Raw genomic sequence first — 15,201 nt, forward strand, 5'->3', positions numbered from 1 at the left:
TAGTGCAGCCACGCCCAAGAGAGAAAGCCCAAGAAACTCCCCTAATCTTCGTCCGGCGAGCCGGAATAGAGATCTTCCAAACGGCTGCGAGCTTCTTCCAAGCTGGCCGAGCGAATCACCAGTAGAGGCTCCTCGGTGAGGTTGCCATCTTCATCCAGCAGCTCTGGGTGAGGGATCCGCTTGCGGGCACGACGAGGAGAGGCCTTGCGCTCTTCCACGCCCAGTGTGATGACATTGGTAACCAAGTTGCGCAGGGCCAAAAAGGCAATGGCCATAAAAGCGATGAGGTAGAGAATCTGCAGCATTACAGGTCGGGGGAGGGGTGAATATGGCGAAATTGACGGCCCAATTCGGCACATTTCATAAGCAGGCGATGCCATTTTGCCATCAGCCCAGGGTCGATGCCAACCTCTTGATCGGACGCCTGATAAAGCGCTTTGGCTACCTGTAGCTCCGCCTGGGCAGCCAAAACCTCTTCCAGCAAGGACTGCTGCTCTTCTGGGCTGATCAATTCCAGGGTCTCTTCCTGCAAAAAGCGGCGAGAACGCTCAAACCAGTAGCGGTAGTCCTCCAACAGTGGCCCCAGAATCTCTCGCAACAGCTCAGATTTGCTCATGGCCTGGGATCCCTCCACAACTGGTTTGGATGAAAAAATCTTAGCAGAACTTAACCTTCTCTCGCCACGGGAGAGCGGGATTCCAGGTAGGCTTCCATCTCCAGCATCAGGGCTTCGATCTGAGGCAGCAATTCCAGGGCCTGCTCTTGCCAGTAGCCCCGCTGGTGGGCTTCCAGCAGCCGCTCGCTCATGTCCCGCAGCGCCCAGGGGTTGCGGGATCGCAGGAACTCCTGGACTTGGGGATCCAATAGGTAGGCGCGGGCCAGGCCGGCGTACATGAAATCCGGCACAGCATGGGTGGTGACGTCGTAGGCAAAGAGGTAGTCCAGGGTGGCAGCCATCTCGAAGGCGCCCTTGTAGCCGTGGCGCATCACGCCGGCAATCCACTTGGGGTTGATCACGCGGGCGCGATAGACGCGGTCAATTTCTTCGGCCAGGGTGCGGATCTTAGGGTTGTGGGGACGGGCGTGATCCCCGAAGTAAATCCGCGGGTTGCGGCCCTGGAGCGTTCGCACTGCCGCCACCATCCCCCCTTGAAACTGGTAGTAGTCATCGGAGTCCAGCAGGTCGTGCTCGCGGTTGTCTTGGTTGTGGAGCACAATTTGCAGGTGGGCCAATTGCCGCCGCAGGGCTTCGGGGGCCGGCTCTCCCTCGCCATCGGCCCGGTAGGCGTAGCTGCTCCAGTTGAGGTAGGCGCGGGCCAGATCCGCTTCTGTTTCCCAGTTTTGCGCCTCGATCAGCCCCTGTAGGCCGGCCCCGTAGGCCCCTGGCTTGGAACCGAAGATGCGCAGCCGCGCCCGCTCCGCCGCTGCTTGCGTTGGGATCCCTTGCTCCTGCCAGTACTGGGTATCGGCCAGCACGTGGGCCCGCAGGGGATTGTCGGCTTCTGGCTCCTCCAGGTCAGCCACGGCCTGCACGGCCCGGTCAAACAGGGCAATCAGATTGGGAAAGGCATCGCGAAAGAAGCCAGAAATGCGCAAGGTTACATCCACACGGGGGCGGCCCAAAACCGCTACAGGCAGGATCTCGATGTCCACCACCCGTCCTCCATCCCAGCGGGGTTTGACCCCCAAGAGCGCCAGGGCCTCGGCCCAATCGTCGCCGCCAGTTCTTAGAGTTGAAGTGCCCCAAACGGATAGGCCCAGGCGACGGGGATATTCCCCCTGCTCTTGCACGTAGCGCTCCACCAGCCGCTCGGCGGCCAGTGAGCCGACCTGCCAGGCGGTGGGGGTGGGGATGGCGCGAATGTCCACCGAGTAAAAGTTGCGCCCCGTGGGCAACACGTCCACTCGGCCTCGGGTGGGGGCGCCGGAAGGGCCGCTGGGCACATAGCCGCCCCCTAGCCCATGCAGCAGGTTCTCCAGCTCCTGGGGGGTTTGCTGCAGGCGCGGCAGCAGATCCGTCTCGATCCAATGCAGCACCTGCCTGGCTGCTGGCCCCGGCGGCGGATCGTAAGGGATCCCTTGCAGCCGCTGGGCAATCCAGCGACGGGCTTGTGCCTCCAGGGCGGCAACCCCATCTCCGATGTGGCGAAAGTTCTCGCCCATAGACCTTGAGGTTTTCCCAGGCCGGCTGCCAGCGGCTAATTCTTCAGATAGACCGCCGCCCCTAGGCCGACCAACATTTCCTCAGGGGTAATTTTGCCATCTTGGTTGGTATCCAGGGCATCGAAAACGCGATCTGCCCCCATCCACTCCTCGCGGGTGATGAAGCCATCCCCATCCAGGTCGTAGAGGCGGAAGACATCCTGGGCGGCGTGGGTAATGGTTTCCTTGGCACCCTCCAGCTTCTGCAGCCGCTCGGTGAGCAGTTTTTCCAGCACCTCCAGCGCTTTGGAGAAGCCCTGGATCCCTTCTTCCAGCTTTTCTGAGGCCATGCGGTTTTCCCGGTGCATCTGGTCGAAGGTAGCTCGATCCATCACCAGGCGCGGGATGTCCATTTTCTTGGCTTTTTCCGGATCCAGTTTGCGCTCCAGGTAACCCTCGGTGTTCTGCAGCTCCGCCAGCAAGGCGGGCGAGATGGTCAGGAGATCACAGCCGGCCAACTCGATGATCTCCCCGATGTTGCGGAAGCTGGCCCCCATCACTTCCGTCGGAAAATCGTATTTGCGGAAGTAGTTGTAAATCTGGGTCACCGACTGCACCCCCGGATCTTCGGCAGGGGGATAGCTCTCCCGGCCCGTGTGTTTCTTGTACCAATCCAAGATGCGGCCTACAAAGGGCGAGATCAGCTTCACCCCCGCTTCGGCGCAGGCTATGGCTTGGTGCAAGCCAAACAACAGGGTGAGGTTGCAATGGATCCCTTCTTTCTCCAGGATCTCGGCAGCTCGGATCCCTTCCCAAGTCGAGGCAATTTTAATCAGCACCCGCTTGGGATCCGCTCCTGCCGCCTTGTAGAGCTCGATCAAATGGCGGGCTTTGGCAACTGTGGCTTCTGTGTCGTAAGAGAGGCGGGCATCCACCTCCGTCGAGACCCGGCCAGGAATGATGGACAAAATGCGCACGCCAAAGGCCACGGCCAGTTGATCGATGGCGTGGGCCACCACGGTTTTGATGTCGGCTTTGGATCCCAGTTCTTGGCGGGCCTTGAGCAAGGTTTCATCGACAATGCCCTGATACTGAGGCATTTGGGCTGCAGCCGTGATCAATGAGGGATTGGTGGTGGCATCCTGCGGCTTAAAGCTCTCGATGGCGTTGATATCCCCCGTATCAGCCACCACGACAGTCATCTGTCGCAATTGCTCCAGCAAGCTCTTGCTCATGTTCGGCTCCTTGAGATTGCGCTACGCGCCGCTTCTGCGACCTAGTTTCAGTGTTACCCATCCCATTCAGGGATCCCGGTAGACATGAGATTGTCTTAATTCTGATACATTCACGCTGAACTCTCCTGAACATGGTTCAGGAAAGAAGCGATCGCATCCTGCCTATCTCTGTTCGCGTCAGCGGGACGGAGTCCAAGCAGGAAGGCGGTATCCCGCAAAGCCCTGAGGAATACCCCCCGAGCGCTTTCCCCCTTCACTTCCCGGCAACCGTTGCGGTGGACTCAAGGATCAGGGGGAAACTTGGTCTACTATATCCCTCTCAATGACTTTTGCCAAACCGCCTAAAGCTCAGTAAATTCAGCAAAGTTCAGGGTTTTGGGGGTTAGAGGCATGCTCTGCCGCTCACCCCCACGGGTGTGGGGACAACTGGGCATACTCGTTTCAAACAAGATGAAGACCCTTCGCCGCTGACCCTCACCCCTTGCGGGCGAGGGGAGCTGGGGATCAACCAACCAGCTGTTCCACAGCCGTTTGCAATGACCAGGCAAAGCAAGGGGGAAACCCCAGAGGCTGCCTAGCCCGCCTGGCTGCGCAACTGCCGCAAGAGCCGCTCAAACTCTTCCGGCAGGGGAGCGGTAAACTGCAGCGGCTGGCCTGTGCGCGGGTGAACAAAGGAGAGCTTCCAGGCATGGAGAGCTTGGCCGCCCAGCTTAACAGGGCTGGTTTTGCTCTGGGTGTAGAGGGGATCCCCGACAATGGGTAGGCGCATGTGGGCAGCATGCACCCGAATTTGATGGGTGCGCCCGGTCTCCAGCTCAAACTGCATCAGGGTGTAGTTGCCCAGCCGCTCCAACACTTGCCAGTGGGTTACCGCCACTCGCCCTTGGCCAGGGGTCAGGACGGCCATTTTCTGCCGATCCACCGGGTGCCTCCCAATGGGGGCAGAGACGGTGCCTTGGCTTTGGGCCGGCCGGCCAAACACCACCCCCAAGTAGATGCGCCGGGCGGTTTTGGCCTGGATCTGGGCTTGTAGGTGCTGGTGGGCCTGATCGTGTTTGGCAATCACCAGGGCACCAGTGGTGTCTTTGTCAAGGCGATGGACAATACCTGGACGCAGCTCGCCGTTGATGCCTGAAAGATGGGGGCAGTGGGCCAGCAGGGCGTGCACCAGGGTGCCACTGGCGTGGCCGGGGGCGGGGTGCACCACCAAACCGCGGGGCTTGTTGATCACAAGCAAATCGTCATCTTCGTAAAGAATGTCCAAGGGGATCGGCTCCGGCTGCAGGGCAGTCGGGGTGGCTGGCGGGATCCGCACCTCGACTTCATCCCCAGCTTGCAGGGGGCGATCCTTATCCCGGCAGGGCTGCCCATTGAGCCAAACCTGGCCCTGGCGGATAAGCTGCTGCAGGCGCGACCGCGACAGCTCCGGCAGTTGCTCTGCCAATCCTCGATCCAGCCGCAAGCCCTGCTGTTTTTCCGTCACCCTGATCTGGCGAATGTCTGCTGCAGCCTCCTTGTGGCCCTCCATGCCGTTGTTGCCCAAATCGCCTTCTTTGACCATTGTGGCAGCCCGGCTACTTTTGCACTGAGTAAAAAAGGTCGAAGATTTGCAGCAACTTCCACAGGCAGGTGGTGGGGGGATCTGCCTTGTCTCATCGCCTTCTAAGCCTTCTTGGGGGGATCCCTGGGCAATTTTAAGGGGCAGAAAATCCTGACTAGAGTGAGGCTATGGCCCACCAAGAATGAGTTGGGCCGAGTGTTGGCATAGGAGAGCCGGGAGCGATCCCAAGCCGACAACACAGCACACCCCAGCAATTGGCGTTGGCTCAATGGATCGCTCAATGGATCTAAGAAGGAGGTAAGGCATGTCGGATGGAGCAACCAGGGGATCCCAGCTTCAGCAACCCTCTCAACCCCAGCTTGGCTCAGAGCCGCCTTTGGTCTTGCCCCTGACGGAGGTGGGGCTGCGGGACGTTGCCCAGGTGGGCGGGAAAAACGCCTCCTTGGGAGAAATGCTGCAGCAGCTCACCTCAAAGGGAATCCAGGTGCCGACAGGATTTGCCACCACCGCCCATGCGTATCGCCAGTTCATCGCCTCTGCGGGCCTAGAGGAGAAGTTGCAGGAGATCTTCAAAGACTTAGACATTGAGAATGTCCAAAATTTGCGCGAGCGGGGCAAGGCTGCCCGCACCTTGATCTTGCAAACTCCCTTCCCCCCTCAGCTAGAGCAGGCCATCGCCGAAGCCTACCAAAAGCTGTGCGAGCGCTACGGCCCCGACACCGATGTGGCGGTGCGCTCCAGTGCCACGGCAGAAGACTTGCCGGATGCCAGCTTTGCCGGCCAGCAGGAGACCTACCTGAACGTGCGTGGAGTGCGGGCAGTGCTCAATGCCTGTCACCACTGTTTTGCCAGCTTGTTTACCGACCGGGCCATCTCCTACCGCCAAATCAAGGGCTTTGACCACTTTCAAGTGGCCCTTTCGGTGGGGGTGCAGAAGATGGTGCGCTCCGACCTGGCCTGTTCGGGGGTGATGTTCTCCATCGACCCGGAAACCGGCTTCAAAGACGCAGTGCTGATCACCGCCGCCTATGGTCTGGGGGAAAACGTGGTGCAAGGGATCGTCAACCCCGATGAGTACGTGGTCTTCAAACCCACCCTCAAGCAGGGACTGCGCCCCATCCTCTCCCGCAAGCTGGGCAGCAAGGCCCTGAAGCTGGTCTACGACGAGGGGGGATCCCGTTCCACCAAAAACGTGGCTGTCCCCGAAAGCCTGCGCCGGCAATATGCCCTCAGGGATGAGGAAATCCTCAAATTGGCCCAGTGGGCCTGCTTGATCGAGGAGCACTACTCGGCGCTGCGGGGCCGCTTCACCCCCATGGACATCGAGTGGGCCAAAGATGGGATCACCGGCGAGCTGTTTATCGTCCAGGCCCGCCCCGAAACGGTGCAGTCGCAAAAAGGGGCCAACCAGCTGACCACCTATCGCTTCACCCAGCCTGGGGCGCAGCCCGAGCCTCTGGTGCGGGGACGGGCCGTAGGCGAGGCCATTGGCCAGGGCACAGCCCGCGTCATTTTGGATGTGCGCCGCTCGGATCAGTTTCAGGCCGGCGAGGTGCTGGTGACCGAAAAAACGGATCCCGACTGGGAGCCAATCATGAAAAAGGCCAGCGCCATCGTCACCAACCAGGGGGGCAGAACTTGCCATGCGGCCATCATCGCCCGCGAGCTGGGGATCCCGGCCATTGTTGGCTGCGGCAACGCCACGCAGGTGCTCCGTTCCGGCGAGCCCATCACCGTCTCCTGCGCTGAAGGGGAAGAAGGGCGGGTCTACCCGGGCCTGTTGCCCTATGAGGTGACGGAGATCCCGCTGGAGGAGCTGCCCCGTCCCCGCACCCAGCTGATGATGAATGTGGGCAACCCAGAAAAAGCCTTCGGCCTCAGCGGGATCCCTTGCGATGGCGTGGGGCTGGCGCGGCTGGAGTTCATCATTGCCAACCACATTCAAGTCCACCCGCTGGCTTTGCTCAACTACGAGCAGGCGGTGAAAGAGGAGCCGCGCCTGGCGGAGCTGACCGCCCAGTATGCCGACAAGCCTGAATACTTTGTGGATAAGCTGGCCCAAGGGGTGAGCACCATCGCCGCCGCCTTCTATCCCAAGCCGGTGATCGTGCGGCTGTCGGATTTCAAGAGCAACGAGTATGCCCACCTGTTGGGGGGATCCCGCTACGAGCCCCACGAGGAAAACCCGATGATCGGCTGGCGGGGGGCCTCCCGCTACACGGATCCCCGCTACCGTGAGGGCTTTGCCTTGGAGTGTCGGGCCATGAAACGGGTGCGGGATGAGATGGGCCTGACCAACGTCATCTTGATGATCCCCTTCTGCCGCACGCCGGAAGAGGGGCACAAGGTGCTGGAAGAGATGGCCCGCCATGGCCTGGTGCGGGGAGAAAACGGTCTGCAGGTGTACGTGATGTGTGAATTGCCCAGCAACGTCATCCTGGCCGACGCGTTTTGCCAGATCTTCGACGGCTTCTCCATCGGCTCCAACGACCTCACCCAGCTCACCCTGGGGTTAGACCGCGACTCAGCCCTGGTGGCCCATCTTTTTGACGAGCGCCACGAGGCCGTCAGGCGGATGATCGCCCAGGTAATCCAGACGGTGAAAAGCCACGGGCGCAAGATCGGCATCTGTGGCCAGGCTCCCAGCGACTACCCTGAATTTGCCCGCTTCCTGGTGCAAGCAGGGATCGATTCCATCAGCCTCAACCCCGATTCCCTGCTGAAAACCCTGCTGGTGGTGGCCGAAGCAGAAGCGGCTGGCGCCCGGTGAGCCCAAAGCCGGCCCAGAGACGTGCGCGGGGATCCCGTCTCCTGAGTTACAATCTCTTCTGCTGTGTTCCCATCCCCATTGATGATCCACGAACTCTCCATGCCGGCCCTCAGCTCCACCATGGAAACGGGCAAGATCGTCACCTGGCTTAAGAACCCCGGCGACCGCGTGGAGAAAGGAGAAAACATCCTGGTGGTGGAGTCCGACAAAGCGGACATGGACGTGGAGTCCTTCCACAGCGGCATCCTGGCCAGTATCCTGGTGCCGGCAGGGGAATCAGCCCCGGTGGGCGCCCCCATTGCCCTGATTGCCGAAAGCGAAGCGGAAGTGGCCCAAGCTCAGGAAAAAGCCAAAGCCCTCGCTGCTGGCGTTACCCCTGCGGCTCCACCTAGCGCAGACCGCGCCTCTGCAGCTCAGCCGACAAGTCCTGCCCCTGCGGCAACCCCCACCTCTACACTGCCAAATGGATCGGATGGCGCCGGATCCCAGCGGGTCGTGGCTTCCCCGCGGGCGAAAAAATTGGCGGAGAGCCTGGGGATCGATCTGCGCACCGTGCGCGGCTCTGGCCCCAATGGTCGCATCGTCGCTGAAGACGTGGAGCGAGCTGCGGCCCTTTCCGCTCCTGCAGTGGCTGCCCCCTCTGCTCCAGCCCCCGCGCCTCCAGCTCCTGTGGCTGTCCCCTTGGGAGAGACAGTTCCCCTCAGCACCCTACAAGCGGCGGTGGTGCGCAATATGAACGCCAGCCTGGGCGTGCCAGTGTTCCACGTCGGCTACACCATCACCACCGATAGCCTGGATCACCTCTACCAACAGGTGAAGCCCAAAGGAGTCACCCTGACGGCCCTCTTGGTCAAAGCGGTGGCCCTGACCCTGGAGAAGCATCCCCTTTTGAATGCCAGCTACACAGAAAACGGCATCCATTACAAATCGGATATCAACATCGCCGTGGCCGTGGCCATGGAGGATGGCGGGCTGATCACCCCTGTCCTAAAGCAAGCCAACCGGCTGGATCTGTATGAGATCTCCCGCCGCTGGAAGGATCTGGTGGAGCGGGCGCGGCGCAAGCAACTGCAGCCAGAGGAGTACACCAGCGGCACCTTCACCCTCTCCAACCTGGGCATGTTTGGGGTGGATCGCTTCGACGCCATTTTGCCCCCCAACCAGGGATCTATTTTGGCCGTTGGCGCTTCTCGCCCCACGGTAGTAGCGACACCGGAAAAAGCGATTGCCATCCGTTCCCAAATGCAGGTGAACCTCACCTGCGATCACCGTGTCATCTACGGCGCCCATGCAGCGGCCTTCCTGCAAGATCTGGCGCAGCTCATAGAGCACAAGGTGGGATCCCTGACGTTGTAGCCGCCCTGAAACCCGGCCTTGAGCCAATCTCAGAGTAGGTTTCTCCTCTCGCGCAACCCACAAGGTCGGGCAGCCGGCGAGGCCCCAGCGCTCAGGAGCTCCTCCTGGGAAAGCGCTGCATCAACTCTTGCACAGCCTCGGCATGGTAAGAGCTGCGGGTGAGAGGGGAGGACACCACCTGCAAAAAGCCCAGTTCCTCTCCCACCCGTCGCCAATGGTCGAACTCTTCGGGGGGAACGTAGCGCTCCACCGGCAGGTGTTTGGGGCTAGGCGCCAGGTATTGGCCGAGCGTGAGGATGTCACAACCCACCCGGCGCAGATCCCGCATCACCTGCAAGATCTCCTCGGCAGTTTCTCCCAGGCCCAACATCACCCCTGACTTGGTGTACAGGCCGGGATCCCATTGCCGTGCCAACTCCAACAGTTTGAGGGAGCGCTCGTAGTTCCCTTGCGGGCGTACACGGCGATAGAGGCGGGGCACCGTTTCGGTATTGTGGTTGAGCACCGTCGGTCGGGCGGCCAAGATCTGCTGCAGCGCCTGCCAGTTACCACATAGGTCTGGGATCAAGACCTCGATGGTGGTCTGGGGCATGCGGCGGCGGATTTCCGCAATGCAGGCCACAAACTGGCTGGCTCCCCCATCGGGCAGGTCGTCCCGATTCACCGACGTAATCACCGCATGGCGCAATCCCAAGCGCTCCACTGCTTCCGCCACCCGCCGGGGTTCGGTGGCATCCAGGGGCAGGGGGCGTTTGGTGAAGTCGATATCGCAGTAGGGGCAGGCGCGGGTACAGGCCGGGCCCATGATCAAAAAGGTGGCGGTGCCGTTGGCGAAGCACTCCCCCAAGTTGGGACAGGAAGCTTCTTCGCAAACCGTGTTCAGGCCCAAGTCCCGCAGCAGTTGCTGGACGGATCCCACCCGTTGAGGGGCCTTGGCCCGCAGCCAGGAGGGTTTGCTACCAGAAGAAACAACAGTCAAAGAAGCGCTCCAGCACGAAACAGCGGCGACGGTATCACTCAGCTTAGCCTGTCATTTGGCCCCCTTGAATTTGGACAAAGCCAATTTCCCGGCCCAATTGATCCCTAGCGCCTCGGAAGCAAGACCCAAAACACGGCATACTGGAAAGCAAATGTCGAGCGATAGGGATCCCACATGGTTGTTGCTGCTCCTCCCTCTCTGGAACAACTTGCCATCAATACGATTCGCTTTTTGGCGGTGGATGCTGTTCAGAAGGCCAACTCCGGCCACCCTGGCCTGCCGATGGGAGCAGCACCCATGGCCTATGTGTTGTGGCAGCAGTTCATGAAGTTCAACCCCCGCAACCCCAAGTGGGTGGATCGGGATCGCTTTGTGCTCTCGGCGGGGCATGGCTGCATGCTGCAGTACGCGCTGCTGCACCTAACCGGCTTCGATGTAAGCCTGGAGGACATTAAGCAGTTTCGCCAGTGGGGATCCAAAACCCCCGGCCACCCGGAAAACTTTGAAACTCCGGGGGTAGAGGTCACCACCGGCCCGCTGGGGCAAGGGGTGGGTAACGCGGTTGGGCTGGCGATTGCCGAGGCCCATCTGGCCGCCCGCTTCAACAAGCCCGGCCACACCATTGTGGATCACTACACCTACGTGATCTTGGGGGATGGCTGCAACATGGAGGGGGTGGCTTCCGAAGCAGCTTCTTTGGCCGGCCACCTGCAACTGGGCAAGCTGATCATGCTTTACGACAGCAACCACATCTCCATCGACGGCAGCACAGAAATCGCCTTTACGGAAGATGTGGGCAAACGCTATGAAGCCTACGGCTGGCACGTGCAAAAGGTAGACGACGGCAACCACGACCTGAAGGGGATCGCCGAGGCCATCCAAAAAGCCAAGGAAGTCACCAACAAGCCTTCTTTGATCATTGTCGAGACCACCATCGGCTACGGATCCCCCAACAAGGCCGGCAGCGAGAGCGTCCATGGGGCACCCCTAGGGCCGGAAGAGGTGAAGCTCACCAAACAAAACCTGGGTTGGCCTCTGGAGCCGGAGTTTTACATTCCCGACGAGGTGCTGGCCCACTTCCGCCAGGCCATCGAAAAAGGGGCCAAGGCCGAGGCCGAGTGGAACGAGCGCTTCGCCGCCTACGAGAAGGCTTACCCCGAAGAGGCCGCCGAGTTCAAGCGCATCATGGCCGGGGAGCTGCCGGTGGGCTGGAAAGAAGCGCTGGCCCCCATTGCCGAAACCGGCAGAGAATCCACCCGCAACCTCTCCAAGTTTTGTCTGAATGCCTTGGCCAAAGCGGTGCCGGAACTGCTGGGGGGATCCGCAGATCTCGCCCACTCCAACATGACCTATTTAAAAGGGATCCCAGAGTTTCAGGCTGGATCTTACGAGGGGCGCAACTTCCGCTTTGGGGTGCGGGAACACGGCATGGGAGCCATCGCCAACGGCATGGCGCTTCATGGAGGCCTCATCCCTTACGACGCCACCTTTTTGATCTTCACCGACTACATGCGGCCTGCCATCCGCCTATCCGCCCTCTCGCAAGTGCGGGTGCTGCACGTCATGACCCACGACTCCGTCGCCTTGGGAGAAGATGGCCCCACCCACCAGCCCATTGAGACACTGGCTTCCCTACGGGCTATCCCCAACCTCTATGTGCTGCGCCCAGCGGATGCCCGCGAAACGGTGGGATCTTACCAGGTGGCCCTAGAAGCCAAGACCACCCCTTCTGTGCTGGTGTTCACCCGGCAGGCGGTCAACCCGGTGGAAGGCACCTCCATTGAAGGCGTAGCCAAAGGGGCCTATGTGGTGGTGGATGCCCCCAATCCAGAGCTGATCTTGATCGCCACCGGCTCTGAACTGGAGCTGGCGGTGAAAGCTGCAGCCCAACTGAAGCAGGAAGGCCGGGCCGTGCGGGTGGTCTCTATGCCCTGTATGGAGCTGTTTGAGGCCCAGCCCCAGAGCTACCGCGATTCCGTTCTGCCCCCCAACGTCACCAAGCGCGTCTCCGTCGAGGCAGGCTGCACCTTCGGCTGGCACAAGTACCTGGGGTTTGAGGGGGTGGCCATTGGCATCGATCGCTTTGGCGCTTCCGCCCCCGGCCCGGTGTGTATGGAGAAGTTCGGCTTCACGGTGGAAAACGTGGTCAACACTGCCCGCCGGCTGCTGGGCTGAGGGCACTTTACCCCTTCCTCGGCGCTTTCAAGGGGCTCAGCAGGGATCCCTTCTCTGCTGGGCTTTTTTCCCTGTTGAGCCTGCTGCCCAGCGGCGTGACCCGGACAGGCGTAGCGAACCTCGCATCAACCAATCAGCAGGACTTCCAAAGCATCCGGATCTGCTTCTTTCTGTAGGGCAGCCATGGCGGAGAACGCAGTCGAGGGCGGCTTCCTGCCCCGCAGACAACACCTTTGCCTTGAGGACATCTTCAACCATGGCGGGGATGATCCTTGAAGGCAAGTTGGAAGTCGAGCAGGCTGCCACCATCGCCTTGAAATCGCCTTGAAGAAGAAACTTTGGCTTCCGCCGCCGTGCTGAGGTGCTTGTGCCGGCTGCAGACACAAACAGCTTTGCCTACTGTTTGCCTACTGTAGGAACCCCGCCAGTAAAATCACCGCGGCTCCCACGGCAGCCAAAATCGTCAGCGCCCGGCCCGCGTCGGCACTGCCCTTCCACGAGAAGTTTTTCTCCGACTTTTTCGGTTCTGCTGGCATGGCCATGCCTCCCTTTGCATTGCCAACTCTAACTTAACTTCCCCCCCACGGGATCTTAGCTGGTTGGGGCATACCCTGGAAAAAACAGCAGCCATCTGGCCCGGCCAGCCGTTTTTGGGAACAATACAAGCAGGCAAGGGATCCAACTCCCACCAGTCTGGAAGCACATCCTGAGGCGAAAGCCATGAGCTATGCAGAACGGAGCAAAAGAATGGTTTTGACGTTGGCGACTCTGCTGGGCGGCTGGGTTGGCGGAGGGTTGTTGCAGGGATCCCTCTGGGTTGCCGCTCAGCCTACCTTTCAGACAGTGCCGTTGCCGCGCCTGCCTGTGGGTGTCGATCAATTGGTTTTTGATCGCCCGGTAGCCCGCTTTAACCCCAACCTGCCGGCAGAGCTGGTGATCCGCAATCGCACCGGTCTGCCTTTGGAATACGGCTTTACCGATCCCCGCCAGAAAGTCTCGGAACTGCCTGCAGGCGAAACGTTGCGCCTGAGCAACCTGTTGATCCCCAATTGCATGGCCATCAACACGCCGATGTTGGCTCCTGTGGGCTACCAGGTGAGCGTGGATTCTTTCAACGTGATCACTGTAGAAGTGCGCCTGGTCAACGATGTCTCCGGCGATCATTGCCTCGATCTGCAAGAGACAGGGGCTATTTTTGTGAATTGAGATGAGCTGATACCCATCGATTACCCATCGAACACAAGTTAAGTCAAATCCTTCAAAGGGATCCCTTACATTCTCACCTACAGTCATCTTCTGGATTTTGCCAGGATGGACGTGGGATCCGGCACGGCAGATGGCAGTTGACTTTGCCCGGTTTTGACGCTGGGATTGAGTCTATTGGAGAGCCGATCAGAGGTTTAGGCGTATCGACAGGGGCCATCCCCTGTGACAGGATGCGAACAGGATATCGAGGCCGATATTCTCCTGGACTCTGTTTAGCCTTTCTCTGGGCTTGTTGCCTGTGTAGTCTGTCTGTACTCTATCTTTTTCTTGGATGGTCTCATGAGCGATAACTTGTATTCCTGGTTTCCCCGGGCCTTGGTGATTGGCGCTGCGGTTGTGGGGTTGTCGAGCTTGCCTGCAAGGGCTCAGCAAATTACGGATCCCAGCCCAGCTCAAGCGGCCACCAATGTTGAACCTACCTCGCCAATCTCGGCTTCTTTTCGCAGCCAAGATGGAGTCAGCGTGCGTCCGGAAACGGTGAGGGTTTTCCTGGATGGCCAAGACGTCACTTCCCAGTCGGTGATTACCCGCGATTTCTTCACCTATCGCCCTGCCCAACCCCTGCCGCCGGGGCGCCGGGAAGTTCTGCTGGAGTTCACCAATACCCAGGGGGTGACCCGCCGCGTGACCTGGAGCTTCACCGTGGGTAGCCCTGTCCGCGCTTCCATCGACCTGGTGGATCACAATGCCGGCAGTCGCCCCTTGGCAGCCGGGGAAATCCTGCTGGTTACCGTCAAAGGCACTCCTTCCAGCCGGGTGACGGTTTACCTCATCCAAGATGGACGGCAAGTGCAAACCTTGCCGGCTCAGGAAGTTTCCAGCGGCACCTATGTAGTGAACGCCCTAATCGAGGCGAAAGATACCACCCGGGAAGGGATCGTCGTCGCCCGCCTGGAAAATGGTGGCCAAGTGCGCTTCATGACCGCCGAACAACCGGCCCGCCTGATCGAAGGGGCCACCGGGGGCATCCAGCGGCTGACCACCCAAGAGGTTTCCGCCACGGTCAGCGCCCCCGGCCCACTCTTGCCTCAGATCACCAACCTGCGGGATGGGGATCGGGTTTCCGGTTCTTCGTTTACGCTGCAGGGCACTACAGCTCCCAATGCTTCGGTGCGGGTGAATGTAACGGCTTCTACTTCTCTGGGGGGCATCATCAGCGCCCAACAGACCGTGACCAACCAAACGGTGCAGGCAGATGCCCAGGGCCGTTTCACAATCACCGTTCGACCTCCCATTCCGGCCTCTGGCACGGTGTATCAGGTGAATCTCACGGCCACTTCCGGCAACCAAACCAGCCCAACGGTAACCCTGCGCCTTACCCAGCAGTAGGGGTTCAAGGGATCCCAATCCATCCCGATAGCCTTCCCCCCACCCATCAAGGGATCTGGGCAGCCTTCCATGTCCAGCAGTTCAGACTTCCCTCTCTCCCCTGGGAGAAGGGCTGGGGGTGAAGGCTCTATCATCTTCAATTCCCAGGGATCCCTTGCCGGCTTGTAGGGGAGTTTTGGATAGAGGAGACTGCATTTGCCAGCGCCACAGGAGCCCGGCCACGATCAGGGTGGGCAAAACGATCATCCCGATCACCACCGGTATTTGCTCCGGCAAGGCCAAGTAAGGGCCACCATACTTGATGGCTGTGCTGATCCCGGCAGCAGCCAGTATCAATTTTAGGGCAAACCAGACTGTTTTTCGATCCATGACTTACTTTTAATTCACG

The 15,201-nt window shown here is 60.2% G+C and carries 13 protein-coding genes; 5 read left to right on the forward strand and 8 right to left on the reverse strand.

Annotation, left to right across the window (positions count from 1 at the left end):
* Positions 1–41: 41 nt before the first annotated feature.
* The 5 genes from ACVWXZ_RS00955 to ACVWXZ_RS00975 form a co-directional block, all read right to left on the reverse strand.
* The gene (locus ACVWXZ_RS00955; protein WP_457404333.1) at positions 42–305 is read right to left on the reverse strand and encodes a DUF2973 domain-containing protein; all 264 of its coding nucleotides are present in this window, start codon (positions 303–305) and stop codon (positions 42–44) included.
* The gene (locus ACVWXZ_RS00960) at positions 305–616 is read right to left on the reverse strand and encodes a DUF2605 domain-containing protein (protein ID WP_457404332.1); all 312 of its coding nucleotides are present in this window, start codon (positions 614–616) and stop codon (positions 305–307) included. Before ACVWXZ_RS00960 ends, ACVWXZ_RS00955 begins: the two co-directional genes overlap by 1 nt.
* Positions 617–666: 50 nt before the next feature.
* A complete protein-coding gene (locus tag ACVWXZ_RS00965) occupies positions 667–2,163 on the reverse strand; it encodes a cobaltochelatase subunit CobN (RefSeq protein WP_457404331.1) in 1,497 nt (498 codons plus the stop codon).
* A gap of 35 nt (positions 2,164–2,198) precedes the next feature.
* On the reverse strand, positions 2,199–3,377 hold the full coding sequence (locus tag ACVWXZ_RS00970; RefSeq protein ID WP_011432742.1) for a transaldolase: 1,179 nt from the start codon (positions 3,375–3,377) through the stop codon (positions 2,199–2,201).
* A gap of 574 nt (positions 3,378–3,951) precedes the next feature.
* Positions 3,952–4,905 (reverse strand): RluA family pseudouridine synthase, encoded by a 954-nt coding sequence (locus ACVWXZ_RS00975; protein ID WP_414331111.1) that lies wholly within the window; start codon positions 4,903–4,905, stop codon positions 3,952–3,954.
* A gap of 337 nt (positions 4,906–5,242) precedes the next feature.
* On the opposite strand from ACVWXZ_RS00975, the gene ppsA reads away from it, so the two are divergent.
* Positions 5,243–7,708, forward strand: a complete 2,466-nt coding sequence (gene ppsA / locus ACVWXZ_RS00980) for a phosphoenolpyruvate synthase (RefSeq protein WP_457482025.1) — start codon at positions 5,243–5,245, stop codon at positions 7,706–7,708.
* Positions 7,709–7,789: 81 nt separating this feature from the next.
* Positions 7,790–9,064, forward strand: a complete 1,275-nt coding sequence (locus ACVWXZ_RS00985) for a dihydrolipoamide acetyltransferase family protein (RefSeq protein WP_457403412.1) — start codon at positions 7,790–7,792, stop codon at positions 9,062–9,064.
* 91 nt (positions 9,065–9,155) lie between these two features.
* Here ACVWXZ_RS00985 and lipA read toward each other — a convergent pair whose 3' ends face one another.
* Positions 9,156–10,043, reverse strand: coding sequence for a lipoyl synthase (gene lipA / locus ACVWXZ_RS00990; RefSeq protein ID WP_457403411.1), 888 nt, complete (start codon positions 10,041–10,043; stop codon positions 9,156–9,158).
* 174 nt (positions 10,044–10,217) lie between these two features.
* Here lipA and tkt point away from each other — a divergent pair, with 174 nt between their 5' ends.
* Positions 10,218–12,218, forward strand: a complete 2,001-nt coding sequence (gene tkt / locus ACVWXZ_RS00995) for a transketolase (protein WP_457403410.1) — start codon at positions 10,218–10,220, stop codon at positions 12,216–12,218.
* A gap of 407 nt (positions 12,219–12,625) precedes the next feature.
* Here the strand turns inward: tkt and ACVWXZ_RS01000 are convergent, their stop codons facing one another.
* Entirely contained in the window at positions 12,626–12,754 is a 129-nt protein-coding gene (locus ACVWXZ_RS01000; RefSeq protein ID WP_011432750.1) for a hypothetical protein, read from the reverse strand.
* Positions 12,755–12,938: 184 nt separating this feature from the next.
* Here ACVWXZ_RS01000 and ACVWXZ_RS01005 point away from each other — a divergent pair, with 184 nt between their 5' ends.
* Positions 12,939–13,424 (forward strand): hypothetical protein, encoded by a 486-nt coding sequence (locus ACVWXZ_RS01005; protein WP_457403408.1) that lies wholly within the window; start codon positions 12,939–12,941, stop codon positions 13,422–13,424.
* A 339-nt stretch (positions 13,425–13,763) separates the two neighbouring features.
* Entirely contained in the window at positions 13,764–14,813 is a 1,050-nt protein-coding gene (locus ACVWXZ_RS01010) for a hypothetical protein (RefSeq protein WP_414344338.1), read from the forward strand.
* Positions 14,814–14,894: 81 nt separating this feature from the next.
* Here the strand turns inward: ACVWXZ_RS01010 and ACVWXZ_RS01015 are convergent, their stop codons facing one another.
* Positions 14,895–15,182, reverse strand: coding sequence for a hypothetical protein (locus ACVWXZ_RS01015; RefSeq protein WP_457482026.1), 288 nt, complete (start codon positions 15,180–15,182; stop codon positions 14,895–14,897).
* Positions 15,183–15,201 lie beyond the last annotated feature (19 nt).

Source organism: Thermostichus sp. MS-CIW-38 (assembly GCF_054058415.1).